The sequence below is a fragment of the Kineobactrum salinum genome (assembly GCF_010669285.1).
Taxonomy (GTDB): domain Bacteria; phylum Pseudomonadota; class Gammaproteobacteria; order Pseudomonadales; family Halieaceae; genus Kineobactrum; species Kineobactrum salinum.
This window is the reverse complement of sequence record NZ_CP048711.1, coordinates 369,111-388,257: the sequence shown is the minus strand read 5'-3', so window position 1 is coordinate 388,257 and position 19,147 is coordinate 369,111. Positions and strand designations below refer to the sequence as shown.

Sequence of the window (19,147 nt, the reverse complement as noted above, 5' to 3'; positions counted from 1 at the left end):
GCACAATGGTACAACCGGCGAACAGGGAAGCATCATGGCGAGTATTTCAGCACTGGGGGTAGGCTCGGGCCTGGACCTGACCGGGCTTCTGGATCAATTGGAGTCAGCGGAACGGCAGCGCCTGGAGCCTCTGGTCCAGCAGCGGCAGGGCCATCAGGCGAAAATCTCGGCCTTCGGCCGGCTGGAGAGCGCACTGACCCAGTTCCAGAGTGCTGCTGCGAAGCTCAACGATGCCGAGGCCTTTGCGACCATGAAGTCCACTGTGTCGGGGGAGGCTGCGACGGCCGCGACCGGCGGCGATACCATGGCGGGCAGCTACCAGATCAGCATTACCGACAAGGCTCGCGGTTACAGCATTGCCACCCAGGGCGTTGCGGACAGCAGCGCTGCGCTGGGGGCGGGCACAATCAGTGTTTCCCTCGCCAATGGCGACACGCTGGATGTGGATATCCCGGCGGGTGACAGTTCGCTGGAAGCGATCCGGGATGCGATCAACGCCGCTGATGGTGGCGTGGCGGCGTCCATTGTCAACGACGGGGGGGCACAGCCTTACCGGCTGGTGCTGGCCTCCAGCGAAACAGGCACCGAGGCGGCAATCAGCGCAGTTGATTTCGGCGCCCTGGGCGGAAGTTTGACCCTGGATGCAGGTACTGAGATTACTGCCGCCAATGCCCAACTGACGGTCAATGGCATCAACATCCAGAGCCAGACCAATACCGTGGAGGGTGCCATTCAGGGCGTGACGCTGGAATTGGTCGATACCGGTGATGTCACGCTGGAGGTGGAACAGGACAAGGGGGCCATCAAGACCGCCATCGAAAATTTTGTCACCAGCTATAACAGCCTGCAAAAGACCATTGACAGCCTGACCGGCTACGACCAGGAGAGCGGTACCGCAGGCACTTTGCTGGGCAACAGCACGCTGCGCTCAGTGGATTCGCGTTTGCGGGTGGCGCTGGGTACCGCGGAGGAGGGCGGAGAACTCGGTATTTTGAGCGATCTGGGCATAACCCGTCAGCTGGACGGTACCCTGGTCATGGATGAAGCGACGATTGACGAGCTGCTGGCAACAGGCAGCGATGATCTGGCCGCATTCTTTGCCGGCGACAGCGAGACCGGTGGTTTCGCCGGCCGGATCAACGGCGTTCTGGAAACCATGGTCGAGGACAAGGGGTTGATCGACAACGCAACCAGCGGACTCACGACCAGCATGGAGTCGCTGGAACGCCGTTACGAGCGTGCCGAAAGCAGCATTGCCTCGACCATCGAGCGCTACCGCAAGCAGTTTGGCCAGCTCGATGCGATGGTAGCCAACATGAACTCGGTCAGTTCCTACCTGACCCAGCAATTCGACATGATGAACACCCAGTTGGGGCGCGATAATTAATCGGGTATTCGGGCCAGGGCTGTCACACGCCAGCTCGCGGTGACGCGGAACAAAATTTCTTCGCAAGGGCCGCTATTGTCAACACTTTGCCGGTAGCGGGCAGCCGGAGTCCATATCGGCCACCCCCACGCCAGACATCGGGCGGCGACAGGCATACAGTTACAGGAGAATCACACAGATGAGCACAGCACAAAGAGCAGCTGCCTACAGCCGGGGCGCCGGCAGCTACGCGCGGGTCAGCGTCGAAAGCGGTGTCCTGTCGGCCAGTCCGCACCGTTTGATAGCGATGCTGTTCGACGGCGCCCAGAGTTCCATTCGCACCGCGCGCCTGCAGATGCAGCAAGGCAACGCCGCCGCCAAGGGCCAGGCGTTGTCCAAGGCCCTGGATATCGTCAACAATGGGCTGTTGTCGGCTCTGGACAGGGACAAGGGCGGAGAACTGGCGGAAAACCTTGCCGCACTCTATGATTACATAGGCAGGTTGCTGCTGGCAGCGAATATGCACAATGACGAAGCGTCCCTGGATCAGGCTTCGCGCCTGCTGGATGACATAGGTTCTGCCTGGCTTGATATCGGCAAGATCGAACTCTCCCACCCAGAGAGCGGGCGCTAGGATGCTGGTGCGTGATATGGAAAAACCACCGGGGTCTCCCGGGGCTCCTCCAGGACAGCGCGAAACCGCGCCAGCCACGGCGGAAGATGTGTTGGCCGTGTACGAATCGTTGCTGGTTTCCACTCGTACCATGCTGTCCCGGGCGAAGCAGGGCGACTGGGATGCGCTGATGGAGCGTGAATCACGCTACGTGATCGATGTCGAAGAGCTGGTGCGGCTGGAGCGGAATGTTGTTTTTGATGAACAGCAGCGCAACCGCAAGGCGGATCTGCTCGAACTGATTCTCGACAATGATATCAAGATTCGCAACCACCTGCTGGCCCGACGCGATGAGCTGGGTGCGATGATTGGTGTCAATCGGCGCAAAAGCAGTCTCAATCGTACCTACGGTCCCGCCGATGCACCCGCGGCGCCTGCCGACGGATCTGCTGACGACAGCTGACCGTGAGTGGCATCACGCCGATACTCGATACCTTGCTGCACCAGGTTCTGGGCAAGCCGGTCGACCTTGCCTCTGCCCGCGAACTGAACGAACCGGTGAGGCCGATGCTGCCGGGCACGGCGCCCCAGGCGGTTCACAGCGATTCCCGGCTGGACCCCCGCGCGCCCACGATTGCGGCACCCGCGCAGACAGGTTCCCGCGGCACTGCTGCCTCTGGCGCGTCTGTCAGCGGAGAGCCGGGGCAGTCGTCCACACGTACGCATTTCAGTTCCGGGGCTCGGGCGATCGCCGATGTACTGGCGCGGTTTCCCGCGCCGCCATCGGTTCTGAGGGCGTCCGCTCCATTGCTGGCCGCAGGTGAAACGCCGCAACCGGCCGAACTGGCAGCCAGGCTCAAGTCGAGCGTTGACAGCAGCGGCCTGTTCTATGAATCCCATTTGCAACGCTGGTACAAAGGCAGTCTGCCGCGAGCGCAGCTGGAGCGCGAGCCGCAGATGCAGCGCATGGCCGAGGCCGGGCTGGAAGCCGGCCGGGCCCAGGCCGGCAGCGGTCGTGCGGCAGCAGCGGCCGCCGGACCACTGCCGCCATTTGCCTCGGGCACCGCGGCCGGCAATGTCCGCGCCGGCCTGGCGACTGCCGTTATGGGTGCTGCTGTGACGGCCCCTGATGTCAGTTTCCGCCCGGGGGTTGAGAGCCCAACCTATACCATGCCCCAGGTTCCGGCTACGGCCCAGCCGGGCACCCGGCCTCCGCCGGCGATACCGCAAATAGCTGTGGTGCCGCCGGCGGGCGCGCCCGAAGTACAGCAGGCGGAGCGCAGTGCTGGTGTGCCCGAAATTGCGGGGGAACGGCCTGCTGCGGTTGGCCAGGAGTCCGCCAGAGCCCGGCCGGAGTCGGTCGCACCTGTCAGCGAACCGCTGCAGAGTGTGGTACGCCAGCAGTTGGAGATGCTGGCGATGCCGGTATTGCGCTGGGAGGGTGATGTCTGGTCGGGAGTGTTCATGGCGCTGATGATCCAACTGCCCGCCGCGCAGCAGGACTGGCAGACACCGGCGGAGGCGGAGCCTGAGCAGTCGGAGGAGGAGGCTGGCTGGCGTACCGAGCTGGTACTCGAGATCGTCAATCTGGGTGAAATCCGGGTTTCTCTGCAGCTGTCGGAGCAGCGCCTGGCGATGACTCTGGCCAGCGCCGATCCGGTGTTGCTGCAGCGGCTGGAGGCCAATCGCGATGAGCTCGAAACCCGGCTCTCCCGGGTGGGTTTTGACGCCGTGGTATTGCATCTCGCCACCACTGGCGAACGCTCATGAACGATCATGACAGCACTGACCGGCCCCGCAAGCGGGCGGTGGCTCTGGCCTATGGCGAGGGTGAGGCGGCACCCCGCATCGTCGCCCGCGGCTACGGTGAACTGGCAGACCGTATCATCGCGGAGGCAGGACGCCAGGGTATCTATGTCCACGGCGCCCCGGAACTGGTTGCCCTGTTGATGCAGCTGGACATCGACGAACAGATTCCCCCGAAGTTGTACCAGGTCATCGCCGAACTGCTGGTCTGGGTCGGCGAGCTTGGCGACACTGCTGCTGCCGAGGAGTCCGAACGGCTTTGATGCCGCGAATCACAGAGTTTTTGTGACCGGTCTCACGTTTGCGCCATAGCTTCGTTGTCAGCTACTCCTGGTCCCGGTACAAAGGTTCCCATACAGCGATTCAGGAGTGGAAGCGCTGTTTGGCACCTCGCGGGATTGCTGCCTGTTGGGTGCTTGAAGTGGCAAAACCGCCGAAAGGCGGTGACGCAAAGTTACCTGTCTAAAGGGTGCCAGCATCCCATGATCGAGGAACCGCAGCATATCATACCGGGCCACCCGCCCGCGTCTCTGTTTGTCGCGCCCCCGTTCATCAGCTGCCGGCTCGAGCGGAACCAGGAAGATAATGCGCGATAAAGTATCGATCCCGCAGACAACCCTTCCGGCTTCATTCACCCAGGTAACGCGTCCAGTTTTGGGGAAGCCGCAGCCAGACAGGTTTTGCGCGTCAAGGCAATTCTCTGGAAGCGGCGGGATTGGGGAGCATAGGCTTCGGATGATGAAAAAAAAAGGGCACTGCAATGAGTAACTTCAATGAGGATCTGGCGGAGATCCAGGACCTTAACCTGACCTACCTGCTGGTCGCCCAGCGTTTGCTGAAAGCGGATTACACAATGGCGCTGATGCGTCTGAAGATCGACGATGCGATGGGCTCACAACTGCTGTCCCTCTCGACCAGGCAGCTGGGCCAGCTGGCGCGCAACAACCAGTTCCTGTTTCGTCTCTGTCTTGAAGACTCCGAACAGGTTTCACAGCTGGTCGACAATGAACGCGATCAGGGCATGGGCGGGATCCACGCCTCGCTGCTGATGGCCACAGTCACGCCGATTACCTCGCGGCCCGCAGCGGAGGCTCGATAACTCATGGCCGGTAAAAGTCTGGTTGCGGAGATGCAACAGGTACAGTTGGCCATCGAGCTGATCGAGCTCGGGGCGCGGCTGCAGGTACTGGAAACCGAGACCGACCTGAGCAGGGGACGCCTGATTCGGCTCTACAAGGAAGTGCGCGGCATGTCCCCGCCCAAGGGCATGCTGCCGTTCTCGACCGACTGGTTTATCACCTGGCAGCCCAATATTCATTCGTCCCTGTTCTACAACTATTATCGGCAGCTTACCGAAGTACTTCAGTGCGGGCGGATGGAGGGGTTCACCAAAGCCTACCGGCTGTACCTGGAACAGCTCGCGCTGGAGGACCTGGAGCCGGTGCTGGGGTTGACCCGGGCCTGGACCCTGGTGCGCTTCTTCGAGAGCAGGATGTTCGAGATGTCTGAATGCACCCGCTGCAGCGGCCATTTCGTGATGCATGCACACACTCCGAACAAGGATTATGTCTGCGGTATCTGCCAGCCGCCCTCGCGGGCGGGCAAGACCGCCCAGTCGGTGCTGGACCGACAGCTTGCGAATTGCCGTAGCGCCTGAGCAGGATCAGTGTCCGGCACGCAATCGGGCGCCTTCGCGGGCGCCCGATTGCGTTGTGACGCAGGGGGTGGTCCGCGGCAAAGATTCTGCTCCTCAGCCTCAAGCCCTGTGCCTTTGGGCCGATAGTAGGTCAAGTAGCTATCCACGTCGCAAACAAGGATACCGGTTGTGTTGATACCCTTAGGATTCCTGATAGTCGCTGTTTCGGTTTTCGGCGGCTTCGTGCTCGCCGGTGGAAGCCTGGGGCCGCTGGTGCAGCCCACGGAAATAGTGATGATCTGTGGCGCCGCGCTGGGCGCGTTCATTGCCTCGAACAACGGCAAGGCCATCAAGGCGACGCTGAAGACCGCGGGCAAGCTCAAACGTACCAACGGCTACGACCGGGAAATCTACATGGAGCTGATGGCATTGCAGTACACGCTGTTGGCGAAGATGCGTCGCGGTGGCATGCTGGCGATTGAGCGGGACGTCGAAAACCCCGAAGAGAGCGCCATTTTCACTCAGTATCCCCGCATTCTCGCGGATCCGATGATCATGGAGTTTCTCAGAGACTATCTGCGGCTGATGGTCAGTGGCGGCATGGATCCGATGGAAATCGATGAGTTGATGCTGCATGAGATCGAGGCCTTCGAGCACGAAGCCCATATACCTGCCGATGCCCTGGGCAAGGTGGGCGATGCGCTGCCGGCCTTCGGCATTGTTGCCGCGGTGCTGGGGGTGGTTCGCGCGCTCAGTACGGTCGATGGCGGGGTGGAGCAGATGGGGCTGATGATTGCCCATGCCCTGGTAGGTACCTTCCTCGGCATTCTGCTGGCCTACGGCTTCGTCAATCCTCTGGCCAGCAGGATTGATCGCCAGGTTCACGAGGCCGTCAAGATGCTGCAGTGCATCCGGGTAACCTTGCTGGCAACGCTCAACGGCTATGCGCCGCAGCTGGCGGTGGAATTTGGCCGCAAGGCTCTGCATACCGCTGAACGGCCGAGTTTCTCCGAACTGGAGGAGCATGTGCGTGCCACCCGGTCACCGGAATCGCAAGCCGCATGAGCGAGAACGCGCGTCCCATCGTTATTCGCCGGCGCCGCAAGGTGATAGTGCATGGCCACGGCGGCAGCTGGAAAATTGCGCTGGCGGATTTCATGACGGCGCTGATGGCGCTGTTTTTGGTGCTGTGGATCCTTTCCAGTGCAAGCCCACAGGAATTGAAAAGTGTGGCGGAGTATTTCCGCACTCCCCTGTCAGTGGCATTGGCCGGGGGCGACAGGAGCATGTCCAGTACCAGTGTGATACCCGGGGGCGGCGCGGATCCCACTCATGTTGACGGCGAGCGGCAGCGCACAGAGATGCGTATGTCGACCCGCGCTACCGATATACAACGCCAGTTCATCGATTTGCAGCGCCGGATCGAGACGGCCATCCAGGCCGATCCGGAACTGCGTGACCTGCGCGGCCAGATGCGGTTTGACATGACCCCTACGGCTTGCGTATCCAGTTGGTGGATACCGACGAGCGGCCCATGTTCCAGACCGGCAGTGATCAGGTGGCGGTGTACATGCGAGACCTGCTGCACTTACTGGCTCCGCTGCTGAATGAGATGCCCAACCGCCTCAGTATCAGCGGTCACACGGACAGCGTGCCCTATGCCAGTGGTTTCAGGGGGTACAGCAACTGGGAATTGTCCGCTGATCGTGCCAATGCCTCCCGCAGAGAGCTGGTCGCGGGTGGCTTTGGTGATGAGAAACTGTTGCGTGTCACCGGCATGGGTGATCGCGTACCTGCGCCAGGCAGTGATCCGGGCGACGCAGTCAACCGGCGTATCACCCTGGTTGTGCTTACCAGTGAAGCTGCGGCGCTGATCAGGGATCGGCTGGATCCCCTGTTGGGCAGTGGTGGCTTGCAGGCGGTTGCAGAGACAATTCAGGAATAGCATGGACATCAGCGAATTTTTTGACACTTTTTTCGAGGAAGCCCAGGAGCTTCTCGACGAGATGGAGCAATTGCTGTTGGGCTGGATCTGGATGCGCCGGACCCCGAGCATCTCAATGCCATCTTCAGGGCCGCCCATTCCATCAAGGGAGGGGCGGGAACATTTGGTCTTGATCTGTTGCAGCGCACCACCCATTTGCTGGAAAACCTGCTCGATCATACGCGTCATGGCGAGCTGACCCTGCGCCGGGATATTGTCGATATCTTTCTGGAAACCAAGGATATGTTACAGGATCAAATGGATGCCTACCGGGCCGGCGAGGAGCCTGACCCGGAGGCCTTCGAGCGCATATGCAAAGTGTTGCAGCAGTTGGCGTTGGAAGAGATTGGGGAGCCGGGCACGGCAATCCCCGCGGCTGCGCCGCCTGCTGCAGATACCGCCACTGCGCCGCAGCCGGAAACGGAAGCTGCAGCGGTCCCGGAGCAGGCTGAAGATGCCTCGCAAGACGCGGGCGCGGGTAACAGGCTTGAGGTCATTCTGCTGGGCGTGGAGGAAAAGGACCGCGACCTGCTGGTGTCCGAACTGGGCCAGCTCGGCGAGATCATCTCCCGCGATGGCGACAGTGAACGCTACCGCGTGATCATGGCTTCGACGGCCAGCGCAGATGATATCGAAGCGGTAATGTGTTTTATCGCCGAGCCGGAACAACTGGAAATACGGGCGTTGGCCGCAGAGCAGGCTATCCCGGCCACAACGCCTGCCACGGCTCCGGCGGTGGCGGCGGAGGCCGGGCCACCGGAAGATTCCGAGGCGACGCCGGCAGCGAAGGTGGCTACCCCTGCCACACCTGCGAAGCCTGCCGCTGCTGCCAAGGGCGGATCCGAGACGACCTCCATACGGGTGCCGGTGACCAAGGTCGATCAGATAATCAACCTGGTGGGCGAACTCATCATCACCCAGTCGATGCTCAACGAGATGACCGACGATGTGGCCGGCACGGCAGCCAGCCGCATGGCTACGGGCCTGAACCTGCTGCAGCGCAATGCGCGCGATCTGCAGGAAGCGGTGATGTCGATCCGCATGGTGCCAATGGACTATGTCTTCAGCCGCTTCCCCCGCTTGACCCGGGATCTGGCCGCCAAGCTCGACAAGGAAATCGAACTGGTCACCGAGGGCAAGTCGACCGAACTGGACAAGGGGCTTACGGAGCGCATTATCGATCCGCTCACCCACCTGGTTCGCAACAGTCTGGATCATGGCATCGAAGATCCGGCCACCCGTGAGGCGGCGGGCAAGCCCCGGGTGGGTCAGCTGACTTTGTCGGCCCAGCATCAGGGCGGCAATATCCTGATCGAGGTGATCGATGACGGCGCCGGTCTGAACCGCGAAAAAATACTGGAAAAAGCCCGGTCCAGCGGCATTGCCGTGTCCGACAACATGAGTGACGAGGATGTCTGGCAGCTGATTTTCGCACCGGGCTTTTCCACTGCGGTTGAAGTCAGCGATGTCTCCGGCCGCGGTGTCGGCATGGATGTAGTCAAGCGCAATATCCAGGCCATGGGTGGCCACGTGGAGATTCTGTCCGAGACCGGCAGAGGCACTCGCACACGTATCGTACTGCCGCTGACGCTGGCGATTCTCGATGGCATGTCCATACGGGTGGGAGCGGAGGTGTTCATCCTGCCAGTGAGCGCCGTGATCGAATCGCTACAGCCACGCAAGGAGGACCTCTACGCGATGACCGGAGGCGATCTGCTGCTGAAAATCCGCGAGGACTACCTGCCGCTGATCGCTGTGCACCAGGCCCTGGATATTGTCGATGCCGGCACCGAACCCACCGAGGGCATTACCGTGGTGGTACAGGGGGAGGGCAAGCGTTACGCGCTGCTGGTGGATGAGCTGATCGGACAGCAGCAGGTCGTGGTCAAGAATCTGGAGACCAACTATCGCAAAGTGCCGGGTGTGTCAGCCGCCACCATTCTGGGTGACGGCAGTGTTGCCCTGATCCTCGATATCGCCGATCTGCATCGCTTGAGTCAGCGCAAGCGCAAGGGCGGTCCCTTTGATGCCAACAGAACCGAGACAAAGTCCCTCAAGGAGGTAGAACTGTCATGAATCAATTCAGCGCCGCCCGTGTTGCCGCGGACAGCACCGCACACGACAAGGAGTTTCTGGTGTTTTCCCTGGGCGGGGAAGAATACGCCGTCGATATCCTGAAAGTGCAGGAAATACGCGGCTACGAGAATGTCACCCGCATTGCCAACGCACCGGATTTCATCAAGGGGGTAGCCAATCTGCGCGGTGTGATCGTGCCGATAGTTGACCTGCGGATAAAATTCCGCCTGACCGACATCGAGTACAACACGCAGACGGTGGTGATTGTGGTCAATATCGAAGACCGCGTGGTGGGCATCGTCGTCGACGGCGTCTCCGATGTAATGACACTGAAACCCGACCAGATCAAGCCAGCGCCCGAGTTTGGCGTCAGTATGCCAGTGGATTATCTCAGCGGTCTGGGCAATCTCGAAGATCGCATGCTGGTCCTGGTGGACATCGAAAAACTGCTCACCAGTGACGAGATGGCCCTGGTCGAAAAGGCTGCCGAATAGCAAGTGGCCATCGGTGCGCAGACTGCGGCGATCTTGCCAGGCGCCCGGTTGCCATCAGGTTCACTCGATTTAGAGATAATAATGCGTACCAAGCAACCGGTTATCTGGCGAGAGCATGTCCTTTCTGACGAGAGCGTGCTGATTCGCCACAGCGATCTGAAGAGGCATGCCGCCTGCGTCAATCCGGTTTTAGTCGGAATGGCGCCGCCGGAAGTCAAGGCGATGGGGAGCTGATGTGGCGGAACTCAATGACAAATCCGCGATTTCGCCATCGCCCCCTCCGCTGTCACGGGATGTGCAGTTTAGCGATGCGGATTTCAGCCGCATACGCCAGCTGATATATCGCCGTGCCGGTATCGTGCTCGCCGAGCACAAGATCGAGATGGTCTATGGGCGGTTGGCGCGCAGGCTGCGCCAACTTGGCCTTGCCAGTTTTCGCGACTATATTGATCGCTTGGAGCTCAACCCGGGTTCGCCCGAATGGGAAACGTTCACCAATTCCCTGACCACCAACCTGACGTCCTTCTTTCGCGAGAACCATCACTTCCCGTTGTTGGGAGAGCATGTGGCGAGCCGCAGCGGGCGGGTAAGGATCTGGTGTACGGCGGCGTCGACCGGAGAGGAGCCCTACTCGATCGCGATGACGCTGATGGAAACCCTCGGTAGCCGGGCGGAACCGGAAGTGCTGGCCACTGACATCGATACCGATGCCCTGTTCAAGGCCGAGCAGGGCATTTATCCGATGGTGGATGTCGGCAAACTGTCCGAGACGCGCATAAAACGCTTTTTCCTGAAGGGCGCAGGCGATCACTCCGGTTTCGCCCGCATACGTCCCGAACTTGCCGCCCGGGTCGTATTCCAGCCCCTGAATCTGATCGCGGACAACTGGGCGGTGCAGGGGCAGTTCGATGCCATTTTCTGTCGTAATGTAATGATTTATTTCGACAAGGCGACACAGGTGCGAATTCTGGAACGCTTCGTACCATTTCTCAAACCCGGTGGCCTGTTGTTCGCGGGACATTCGGAGAGCTTTTCCTATATCAGTGACTGCTTCAAGTTGCGCGGACAGACTGTCTACACTGTCGCCGACAAAAGCTAAAGCCGGCGCGGTCGCTGCCGATAATCTGAATGTATGCTCTTGCAGCAGCGCCACGCCGGCCAGGCGCGGCCGCCAAGAAAGGAGATGAGCTTGAGTTCCGGCAAAATCCGCGTGTTGTGCGTTGACGACTCGGCACTGATTCGTGACCTGATGCGCGAGATCGTCAATAGTCATTCCGACATGGAAGTGGTTGCAGTGGCGCAGGATCCCCTGGTCGCCCGGGACCTGATCAAACTGCACAGTCCGGATGTCCTGACCCTGGATGTGGAAATGCCGCGGATGGACGGGCTGGATTTTCTGGAACGCCTGATGCGGCTGCGGCCGATGCCGGTGTTGATGGTGTCGTCTCTGACCCAGGCGGGCTCGGAAGTGACCCTGCGGGCGCTGGAGCTGGGGGCCGTGGATTTTCTGGAAAAGCCAATGCTGGGGATCCGCAACGGCATGCAGGATTACAGTGGCCTGATAGCCGAGAAGATTCGTGCCGCAGCGCGGTCTCGTCCCCGTCGCACGGAGCCACGGGACAAGGCGCCGCTCGAGCGCCTGAAGGCGCCGATGATTTCCAGCGAGAAGTTGCTGCTGTTGGGCGCTTCCACCGGCGGCACCGAAGCGCTGCGGGAAGTGCTGGTGAGACTGCCGGCGAATGCGCCCGCGACCTTGATCGTGCAGCATATGCCGGGCGGCTTCACCAAATCCTTCGCGCAGCGGTTGGATGGTCTGTGTGCGGTAACGGTGAAGGAAGCTGAAGACGGCGAGCGGGTACTGCCGGGTCATGTGTATATCGCCCCGGGCGATTCACACATGAAACTGGTCCGCAGCGGCGCCAATTACCAGGTGACGCTGGACAAGGGGCCACCGGTAAACCGGCACCGTCCGTCGGTCGATGTGCTATTTCATTCCGGCGCAGTCAACGCTGGCCGCAATGCGATCGGAGCACTGCTGACCGGCATGGGCAAGGACGGTGCTGCCGGCCTGCTGGAAATGTTTCAGTCGGGGTCGGCGACCCTGGCGCAGGACGAAGAGAGCTGCCTGGTCTTCGGCATGCCCCGCGAGGCGATTGCCCGCGGGGGCGCCGGTGAGGTCCTGCATCTCGACGATATTGCCCCGCGCCTGATGGCGCTGGTGGCTGAATCCGGTCGTGCCCAGCGGGTATGAGCGGGCAGTAGCAAACAGTTGATGCATAAATTCAATCCGTTAGGAAAGGTAATGCCGGCATGATGAAATTCATTCACAACCTCAAACTCAACGTGGCTGTAGGCGTTATTCTGTTTACCTTTGTGTTGCTGATTGGCCTGATTTCCGGCATTGGCTTGCTGAGCGGTAGCGAGGCGAAGAAGGCACTGCAGAATGTGGACATGATCAATGTCGGGCAGCTGAACGAGGTCAACCGCGGTGCGAATCTGCTCAACGAGGCCCGGGTTACGCTGGACGTTGCCGGCGCCTACGTCGCCAAGGACCAGGGCCTGCAGGCCGAGCGGCAACTGGCGGTTGCAACCGGCCTGCTCGAGAGTGCGGAGGCACATTTTGCCCGCTTCATGGAAGCCCCGAAATCACCTGAGGTGGAGGAGCGCGCGCAGGCCCTCAATGCCACCTTCACTGAACTGGTAGAGTTGGTGCGCGAGCAGCATGACAGCCTTACTGCGGGCGACTATGAGGATTTCAGCCTGCTGCGTGAGATCCTGCTGCCGGTCTCGGATGAACTGCGTGAGAACCTGACCGGATTTGTTGAGTACGCCAGCGGGGCGGTGCGGGATGAAATTACCGGTTTTGAAACCCAGATCGCAATGTTTACCAAGCTCGAATTTGGCGCGCTCCTGTTTACTGCGGTGATGGTAGTGCTGATCTTCCTGGGCATGCGCGCAGTGATCATCCGTCCCATTGCCGTGGCGGCGAACAGTCTCAAGCGTATTGCCGGTGCAGATCTGACCGAGGAGATCGTGGTGCCGGGCAAAAATGAGATCGGTCAGCTGTTTGCGGCGATGCACGACATGCAGGACAGCCTGGGCCGGATCATTCTCGACGTGCGCGATAGCAGCAATTCCATCTTCGTGGGCGCTACCCAGATATCCAGCGGTAACAGCGACCTGTCCTCGCGCACTGAACAGCAGGCCGCTTCGCTGCAGGAAACGGCAACCAGCATGGAGCAACTGACGGCCACCGTTCAACAGAATGCCGACAACGCCAGGCAGGCCAGTGGCCTGGCCAACGACGCCTCCAGCACGGCGAGCCGCGGCGGCGAAGTGGTCGACAAGGTGATCACCACCATGCACGGTATTGCCGATAGTTCGAAGAAGATCGCGGACATCACAGGCATGATCGATTCCATCGCCTTCCAGACCAATATTCTGGCCCTCAATGCGTCGGTGGAAGCCGCCCGGGCCGGTGAGCAGGGCCGCGGTTTCGCGGTGGTGGCCGGTGAAGTGCGCAACCTGGCCGGTAACAGTGCGGACGCGGCGCGGCAGATCAAGCAGTTGATCGAGAGTTCTGCAGTGCAGGTGGAACAGGGTTCCACTCTGGTGTCACAGGCCGGCGAGACGATGCGGGATGTGGTCACCGCAGTGAAGCGGGTCACGGACATCATGGACGAGATCTCTGCGGCCTCGCAGGAACAGAGCGGCGGCATCAACCAGGTGAGCCAGGCGGTGACACAGATGGACGAGGTCACCCAGCAGAACGCTTCGCTGGTACAGGAAGCCGCGGCAGCTGCGGCATCACTGGAAGAGCAGGCGCGGCAACTCGAGAAGGCGGTGGCGATATTCCGGGTGGGCCAGGCAGAGATCGCGGCCGACCGGTCTGCGCGACGGTCCAATGAGCAGCAGGAAAGCCACGACAAAGAACACGAATCCGACGAAGCAAAAGCTGCCGAGGATCACGCCGGCTTTGGTGTCCGCGATAACGCCCAGCACGAACAGAGTGCCAAGAGTGGGTCGCGGTTGAAAGCCGTGGGTTCGGACGATTGGGAAGATTTCTAGGGAGCCTGCGGCAGCGGCTCGACCACATTGCAAGATTCGAGGAGGCAGAGACAGTAATGGACAAGAATATGAGTATTCTGGTGGTGGATGATTTTCCCACCATGCGACGCATCGTACGCAGCCTGCTCAAGGAGCTGGGGTTTACCAATGTGGATGAAGCAGAGGATGGGCAGGATGCTCTCGCCAAGCTGCGTGGTGGCAAGTTCGAGTTCGTGGTCTCGGACTGGAACATGCCCAATCTGGATGGCCTGGAGATGCTCAAGCAGATTCGTGAGGATGGCGTCCTGAAGTCCTTGCCGGTATTGATGGTGACCGCCGAGGCGAAGAAGGAAAATATCATCGCGGCGGCCCAGGCCGGTGCCAATGGTTACGTGGTCAAGCCCTTTACTGCTGCCACGCTCGAAGAAAAACTCAACAAGATATTCGAGAAGCTCGGCAAGTAACGAGCGGGAATGGTTCCTTACAGGAGTAGGTATTATGAGTGGGACAGCTCAGCAAGCAAGCTCCGCTGCTGGCACCGGGGATGAACTGGTACAGAGGATTGGTCAGTTGACCCGGATGCTGCGCGAGTCGATGCGTGAACTTGGACTGGACAAGGAAGTCGAGAAGGCCGCACAGGCTATTCCCGATGCCAGAGAGCGGCTCAATTACGTCGCTTCCATGACTGAACAGGCAGCCGAGCGCGCTCTCAATGCGATTGACCGGGCGCAGCCGTTACAGAACGATATCGAGGTTCGGGCCAAGGCCCTGGATGAACAGTGGCAGGCCTGGTTTGAAAATCCCATCGAGCTGGAGCAGGCGCGGGAGCTGGTGCAGGAGACCCGCGGCTTTCTCGGTTCTGTGCCGGAAGTCACCAGGGCCACGAACCAGGAACTGCTGGAAATCATGATGGCGCAGGATTTCCAGGATCTTACCGGCCAGGTCATCAAAAAGATGATGGGCGTGATCCAGGAAGTGGAGCACCAGTTGCTGCAGGTGTTGCTGGACAGCGTTCCGGAAGGGCATGAGCGCGGTGAGTTGCAGCGCCGGCTGGATGACCCCGAGGCAGGCAAGATCGATGTCAGCCTGGTGAACGGGCCCCAGATCAAGACAGACGGTGAGGATGTGGTCAGTAGCCAGGACCAGGTCGATTCACTGCTGGACGACCTGGGATTCTGATGCCGCAGCCCGGCTCCTGCCAACCCGGCAGTGGTTGGGGCGAACAGGGCGGTGGGGTGAATAGAAGGCCATAGTCAGCGCTTATTGGCGCATCGACCGGAAGCATTATTGCCGACAATGACGGGTGTGACCTGACCCAGCACCCGAGTTATGCCCCATCATGGCTGATGAAACCAGCGACCAGGACAAGACCGAAGCCGCCACTCCGCGACGCATCGAAAAGGCGCGCGAAGAGGGGCAGGTTCCCCGTTCCCGGGAATTGGCCACCTTCCTGCTGTTGCTGGGCGGTGTAGGCGGGCTCTGGTCGCTGGGAGGCAGCTTCGCCCACCATCTCGGGCTGGTGATGGAACAGGCCTTTCTGTTCGAGCGACGTCACGCCTTCGAGCCGACCCGGATGTTGATGCATGCCGCCGATCTGGTGGAACGCTCCCTCTACACCCTGTTACCCCTGTTTATGTTGCTAACATTGCTGGCCCTGACGGCCCCCATGTTGCTGGGCGGCTGGTCATTGTCCGCCAAGTCAATGCAGCCGAAATTGTCCAAACTCAATCCCGTGAAGGGTCTCAAACGCCTGTTTTCCAGCCAGGCCCTGGCTGAGCTGGGCAAGGCGATTGCCAAATCAGTGCTGGTGGGTTCGGTCGTAGTGTTCTATCTGGCGGCGAAGCGCGGCGAATTCATGGCGCTGATGGACCAGCCCATCGCGATGGCCCTGTTCAATGCGGTGCAACTGGCGGTCACCGCCTGCGCGCTGATGGTGCTGGTCCTGGTGGTGGTGATCCTGATCGACGTACCCTATCAGCTGTGGAGCCACGCCAAGAAGCTGCGCATGAGTAAGGAAGAGATCAAGCGCGAGCACAAGGAATCCGAGGGCGATCCCCAACTCAAGGCGCGTATTCGCTCCCAGCAACAAACGGTGGCCCGCTCCCGCATGATGAGCAAGGTGCCGGAGGCCGATGTGATTGTGACCAACCCCACCCACTATGCGGTGGCGCTGCGCTACGATGACAGCCGCATGGCAGCACCACGGGTGGTGGCCAAGGGGGTCGACGCGGTGGCAGAGCGGATCCGCTTGCTGGGCGCTGAACATCATATTCCGCTGCTGGAGGCACCGCCGCTGGCGCGGGCGCTGTATCGTCACGTGGACCTCGACAGGGAGATCCCGGCCGACCTGTACACAGCAGTGGCCGAAGTGCTGGCCTGGGCTTTTCGCCTGCGGCGGGTGCGGGACGAGGGTGGCGAAGTGCCCGACCCCCCGCAGGAATTGCCGGTACCGGCTGAACTGGAAGTGGCGCCGGACCTGCCGGCTACTGGAGCAACGAGCTGATGAATGCACTGACCCGTTATCTGGGCACCAGGACCTGGCTGGAGGCGGCACAACTGCAGGTGCTCGCGGGACCCCTGCTGATCCTGCTGGTGCTGGCGATGTTGATTCTGCCGCTGCCGCCATTCGCGCTGGACATGTTCTTCACCTTCAATATCGCCCTGGCAGTGATGGTGTTGCTGGTCAGCATGTTCACATTGAATTCACTGGAATTCGCCGCCTTTCCGGCGGTACTGCTGTTTACAACCCTGTTGCGCCTGTCGCTGAACGTAGCCTCTACCCGGGTGGTTTTGATGGAGGGCCACAACGGGGGCGATGCGGCCGGTCGTGTGATCGAGGCCTTCGGCCAGTTCCTCGTGGGCGGCAATTTTGCGGTGGGCCTGGTGGTGTTCATGATTCTGGTGGTGATCAATTTCATGGTCATCACCAAAGGCGCCGGCCGGATAGCAGAGGTCGGTGCCCGCTTTACCCTGGATGCCATGCCCGGCAAGCAGATGGCCATCGATGCCGACCTGAACGCTGGCTTGATCGGTGAGGACGAGGCCCGCAAGCGTCGCGCCGAGGTATCGCAGGAGGCAGATTTTTTCGGCTCCATGGACGGTGCCAGCAAGTTTGTCCGCGGCGATGCCGTCGCAGGCCTGGTGATCATGGTAGTCAATATCATCGGCGGTCTGCTGATCGGCATGATGCAGCATGACATGAGTTTTGCGGATGCCGGACGTACCTATACCCTGCTGACCATTGGCGATGGCCTGGTGGCGCAGATACCGGCGCTGGTGATATCCACTGCGGCCGGCGTGACTGTATCGCGCGTCAATACCGACCAGGATGTGGGCCAGCAAATGATCAGTCAGTTGCTGATCAATCCCCGGGTGCTGTTTCTTGCCGCTGCAGTGATGGGGCTGCTGGGGCTGGTTCCGGGGATGCCCAACTTTGTATTCCTGCTGTTTACCGGCGCCCTGGCAGGCTTCGGCTGGTGGCTGGTGCGGCACCGCGAGACCGAGCTGGCCAATGAACAGATCAATACGCCGGCCGCTCCCGTACCAGAGACGCCCGAAGCCAGCTGGGATGACGTGCAGCTGGTGGACACACTGGGCCTGGAGGTGGGGCACCGGCTTATTCCGCTGGTCGACCACCGCCAACAGGGGGAGTTGCTTGGCCGCATCAAGAGTGTGCGCAAGAAATTTGCCCAGGATGTGGGTTTCCTGCCGCCAGTGGTACATATCCGGGACAATCTCGAGCTCGGCTCCAACAGTTATCTGTTGACGCTGAAAGGCGCCGAAGTGGGCCGCGGCGAGGCCTGGCCAGGCAAATGGTTGGCGATTGACCCCGGTCAGTTGTCCGGCGAGGTGCAGGGCACCCCGACCACGGACCCCGCCTTTGGCCTGCCCGCGGTCTGGATTGAGGCCGAACAGCGGGAGCTGGCACAGATTTATGGTTACACGGTGGTGGATGCCAGCACTGTGGTGGCTACCCACCTCAATCACCTGTTGCACCGGCATGCCGGTGAAATGCTGGGGCGGCAGGAGGTGCAGCAACTGCTGGACAAACTCGGCACCGAGAACAAATCGCTGGTGGAGGATGTGGTGCCCAAGGCGGTATCACTGACAGTCCTGCAGCGGCTGTTGCAGAATCTGCTGGACGAAGATGTGTCGATTCGCGACATGCGCACTATTCTGGATACGCTCGCCGAAAGTGCGGGGCCGGACCTGGATGCCGACGAGCTGACCAGCAGGGTTCGGGTTGCGCTGGGACGCGCCATTACCCATCACTGGTTCCCCGGCCAGAGTGAACTGCAGGTGATCGGGCTGGACAGCCAGCTTGAACAGGTGCTGCTGCAGGCCATTACCAGTGGCGGTGCGCTGGAACCCGGGCTGGCGGATACCCTGATGGAACAGACTGCGGCTGCCCTTGCGCGGCAGGAAGAGGCCGGAGGCGCGCCGGTACTGGTGGTGCAGCCTGCGTTGCGGCCCCTGTTGGCACGCTTCCTGCGCCGCCGCCTGAGCCACCTGGTGGTAATGTCGCAGGCAGAGGTTCCGGATGACCGGAGCTTGCGGATGACCCAGGTCATCGGTACCCATCAGTGACAGCCGGCGCCGGGTGCGCCAGGTCCGCAGGACTGATCCTGGCGGGGGTGGTGTGGTCGGGAATACTGTTGCAGGCGGGAGCGTCGAGCGCAGCTCCCGGGAGCTGGGCGGCCAGCGCGGCGCCCGTGACAGTAGCAATGGCGGGCCGGACCTACCATTCCAGAGCGCTGCCTCCACCGCGCCCGGAACTGGTGGCAGAGTCGGTGATCGGCCGGGTCAGCTGGCGCTTCCGGGTGCCCGCGGGGCGGGCTGTAAACGTCTGGTTGTGCAGCGGCGAGCACTGTGAGGCCATCTCCGGCCAGCGCGGCAGCAGCGAGGCGCTGGCCGGTCATGCGGCTGCACGGCCCCTGCAGTTTCGCTTTGCTCTGAGGCCGGGGGAACAGCGAGCGGTAACCGTGCGCGAACTGCAACTGCTGGTCGACTACCACTGAATGACCCATCGCGTGAATAACTGCCTGCAATGGCGTCTGTTTGAGCAATTCAGGCGCGTCAAACAGGGAATAATGTCACTGTGAACATCCCGTTTTTACAATGCAGG

The 19,147-nt window shown here is 61.1% G+C and carries 21 protein-coding genes and 1 riboswitch; all 21 genes read left to right on the top strand.

What is annotated here, in order from left to right; translation table 11 throughout:
- Positions 1-34: 34 nt before the first annotated feature.
- The 21 genes from fliD (at position 35) to G3T16_RS01640 (ending at position 19,040) form a co-directional block, all read left to right on the top strand.
- Complete coding sequence (fliD, locus tag G3T16_RS01735; protein ID WP_163493563.1) at positions 35-1,387, top strand: flagellar filament capping protein FliD; 1,353 nt, start codon at positions 35-37, stop codon at positions 1,385-1,387.
- Positions 1,388-1,565: 178 nt separating this feature from the next.
- A complete protein-coding gene (gene fliS, locus G3T16_RS01730; protein ID WP_163493562.1) occupies positions 1,566-2,000 on the top strand; it encodes a flagellar export chaperone FliS in 435 nt (144 codons plus the stop codon).
- Positions 2,001-2,016: 16 nt separating this feature from the next.
- Positions 2,017-2,442 carry a flagellar protein FliT gene (locus G3T16_RS01725; RefSeq protein WP_163493561.1) on the top strand — a complete coding sequence of 142 codons (426 nt, stop codon included), beginning with the start codon at positions 2,017-2,019 and terminating at the stop codon, positions 2,440-2,442.
- 2 nt (positions 2,443-2,444) lie between these two features.
- Entirely contained in the window at positions 2,445-3,749 is a 1,305-nt protein-coding gene (locus G3T16_RS01720) for a flagellar hook-length control protein FliK (RefSeq protein ID WP_163493560.1), read from the top strand.
- Entirely contained in the window at positions 3,746-4,048 is a 303-nt protein-coding gene (locus tag G3T16_RS01715) for an EscU/YscU/HrcU family type III secretion system export apparatus switch protein (protein ID WP_163493559.1), read from the top strand. The genes G3T16_RS01720 and G3T16_RS01715 overlap by 4 nt, the downstream gene beginning before the upstream one ends.
- Before the next feature lie 150 nt (positions 4,049-4,198).
- Positions 4,199-4,287, top strand: a riboswitch (cyclic di-GMP riboswitch).
- Between the two features lie 258 nt (positions 4,288-4,545).
- A complete protein-coding gene (locus G3T16_RS01710) occupies positions 4,546-4,884 on the top strand; it encodes a flagellar transcriptional regulator FlhD (RefSeq protein ID WP_163493558.1) in 339 nt (112 codons plus the stop codon).
- Positions 4,885-4,887: 3 nt separating this feature from the next.
- Positions 4,888-5,442, top strand: a complete 555-nt coding sequence (gene flhC, locus G3T16_RS01705) for a flagellar transcriptional regulator FlhC (protein WP_163493557.1) — start codon at positions 4,888-4,890, stop codon at positions 5,440-5,442.
- Between the two features lie 168 nt (positions 5,443-5,610).
- Complete coding sequence (gene motA, locus G3T16_RS01700; protein ID WP_163493556.1) at positions 5,611-6,486, top strand: flagellar motor stator protein MotA; 876 nt, start codon at positions 5,611-5,613, stop codon at positions 6,484-6,486.
- On the top strand, positions 6,483-7,028 hold the full coding sequence (locus G3T16_RS20855) for a flagellar motor protein MotB (protein WP_197911847.1): 546 nt from the start codon (positions 6,483-6,485) through the stop codon (positions 7,026-7,028). Before motA ends, G3T16_RS20855 begins: the two co-directional genes overlap by 4 nt.
- A complete protein-coding gene (locus G3T16_RS20850) occupies positions 6,992-7,366 on the top strand; it encodes an OmpA family protein (protein ID WP_197911846.1) in 375 nt (124 codons plus the stop codon). Before G3T16_RS20855 ends, G3T16_RS20850 begins: the two co-directional genes overlap by 37 nt.
- Positions 7,367-7,435: 69 nt before the next feature.
- Complete coding sequence (cheA, locus tag G3T16_RS01690; protein ID WP_332102910.1) at positions 7,436-9,481, top strand: chemotaxis protein CheA; 2,046 nt, start codon at positions 7,436-7,438, stop codon at positions 9,479-9,481.
- Complete coding sequence (locus tag G3T16_RS01685) at positions 9,478-9,975, top strand: chemotaxis protein CheW (protein WP_163493555.1); 498 nt, start codon at positions 9,478-9,480, stop codon at positions 9,973-9,975. Before cheA ends, G3T16_RS01685 begins: the two co-directional genes overlap by 4 nt.
- An 81-nt stretch (positions 9,976-10,056) precedes the next feature.
- Positions 10,057-10,209, top strand: a complete 153-nt coding sequence (locus G3T16_RS01680) for a hypothetical protein (protein ID WP_163493554.1) — start codon at positions 10,057-10,059, stop codon at positions 10,207-10,209.
- A 1-nt stretch (position 10,210) separates the two neighbouring features.
- Complete coding sequence (locus G3T16_RS01675; RefSeq protein WP_232059219.1) at positions 10,211-11,074, top strand: CheR family methyltransferase; 864 nt, start codon at positions 10,211-10,213, stop codon at positions 11,072-11,074.
- A gap of 90 nt (positions 11,075-11,164) precedes the next feature.
- Complete coding sequence (locus tag G3T16_RS01670; RefSeq protein ID WP_163493553.1) at positions 11,165-12,226, top strand: protein-glutamate methylesterase/protein-glutamine glutaminase; 1,062 nt, start codon at positions 11,165-11,167, stop codon at positions 12,224-12,226.
- A 59-nt stretch (positions 12,227-12,285) separates the two neighbouring features.
- Positions 12,286-14,043, top strand: coding sequence for a methyl-accepting chemotaxis protein (locus tag G3T16_RS22310; protein WP_163493552.1), 1,758 nt, complete (start codon positions 12,286-12,288; stop codon positions 14,041-14,043).
- Between the two features lie 56 nt (positions 14,044-14,099).
- Complete coding sequence (cheY, locus tag G3T16_RS01660) at positions 14,100-14,486, top strand: chemotaxis response regulator CheY (protein WP_163493551.1); 387 nt, start codon at positions 14,100-14,102, stop codon at positions 14,484-14,486.
- Positions 14,487-14,520: 34 nt separating this feature from the next.
- Positions 14,521-15,201, top strand: a complete 681-nt coding sequence (cheZ, locus tag G3T16_RS01655; RefSeq protein ID WP_163493550.1) for a protein phosphatase CheZ — start codon at positions 14,521-14,523, stop codon at positions 15,199-15,201.
- A gap of 160 nt (positions 15,202-15,361) precedes the next feature.
- Positions 15,362-16,525 (top strand): flagellar biosynthesis protein FlhB, encoded by a 1,164-nt coding sequence (flhB, locus tag G3T16_RS01650; RefSeq protein WP_163493549.1) that lies wholly within the window; start codon positions 15,362-15,364, stop codon positions 16,523-16,525.
- Entirely contained in the window at positions 16,525-18,609 is a 2,085-nt protein-coding gene (gene flhA / locus G3T16_RS01645) for a flagellar biosynthesis protein FlhA (RefSeq protein ID WP_163493548.1), read from the top strand. The genes flhB and flhA overlap by 1 nt, the downstream gene beginning before the upstream one ends.
- Positions 18,606-19,040 (top strand): flagellar protein FlhE, encoded by a 435-nt coding sequence (locus tag G3T16_RS01640; RefSeq protein WP_163493547.1) that lies wholly within the window; start codon positions 18,606-18,608, stop codon positions 19,038-19,040. Before flhA ends, G3T16_RS01640 begins: the two co-directional genes overlap by 4 nt.
- The last annotated feature ends 107 nt before the right edge of the window (positions 19,041-19,147 follow it).

Excerpts from the sequence above, each read along its gene's own strand:
- G3T16_RS01680 (WP_163493554.1), top strand. The coding sequence starts at position 10,057 with ATGCGTACCAAGCAACCGGTTATCTGGCGAGAGCATGTCCTTTCTGAC.
- fliD (WP_163493563.1), top strand. The coding sequence starts at position 35 with ATGGCGAGTATTTCAGCACTGGGGGTAGGCTCGGGCCTGGACCTGACC.
- cheZ (WP_163493550.1), top strand. The coding sequence starts at position 14,521 with ATGAGTGGGACAGCTCAGCAAGCAAGCTCCGCTGCTGGCACCGGGGAT.
- flhC (WP_163493557.1), top strand. The coding sequence starts at position 4,888 with ATGGCCGGTAAAAGTCTGGTTGCGGAGATGCAACAGGTACAGTTGGCC.
- cheY (WP_163493551.1), top strand. The coding sequence starts at position 14,100 with ATGGACAAGAATATGAGTATTCTGGTGGTGGATGATTTTCCCACCATG.
- G3T16_RS01715 (WP_163493559.1), top strand. The coding sequence starts at position 3,746 with ATGAACGATCATGACAGCACTGACCGGCCCCGCAAGCGGGCGGTGGCT.
- flhA (WP_163493548.1), top strand. The coding sequence starts at position 16,525 with ATGAATGCACTGACCCGTTATCTGGGCACCAGGACCTGGCTGGAGGCG.
- G3T16_RS01725 (WP_163493561.1), top strand. The coding sequence starts at position 2,017 with ATGGAAAAACCACCGGGGTCTCCCGGGGCTCCTCCAGGACAGCGCGAA.
- G3T16_RS20850 (WP_197911846.1), top strand. The coding sequence starts at position 6,992 with ATGCGAGACCTGCTGCACTTACTGGCTCCGCTGCTGAATGAGATGCCC.
- fliS (WP_163493562.1), top strand. The coding sequence starts at position 1,566 with ATGAGCACAGCACAAAGAGCAGCTGCCTACAGCCGGGGCGCCGGCAGC.
- G3T16_RS01685 (WP_163493555.1), top strand. The coding sequence starts at position 9,478 with ATGAATCAATTCAGCGCCGCCCGTGTTGCCGCGGACAGCACCGCACAC.
- G3T16_RS01710 (WP_163493558.1), top strand. The coding sequence starts at position 4,546 with ATGAGTAACTTCAATGAGGATCTGGCGGAGATCCAGGACCTTAACCTG.
- G3T16_RS22310 (WP_163493552.1), top strand. The coding sequence starts at position 12,286 with ATGATGAAATTCATTCACAACCTCAAACTCAACGTGGCTGTAGGCGTT.
- G3T16_RS20855 (WP_197911847.1), top strand. The coding sequence starts at position 6,483 with ATGAGCGAGAACGCGCGTCCCATCGTTATTCGCCGGCGCCGCAAGGTG.
- flhB (WP_163493549.1), top strand. The coding sequence starts at position 15,362 with ATGGCTGATGAAACCAGCGACCAGGACAAGACCGAAGCCGCCACTCCG.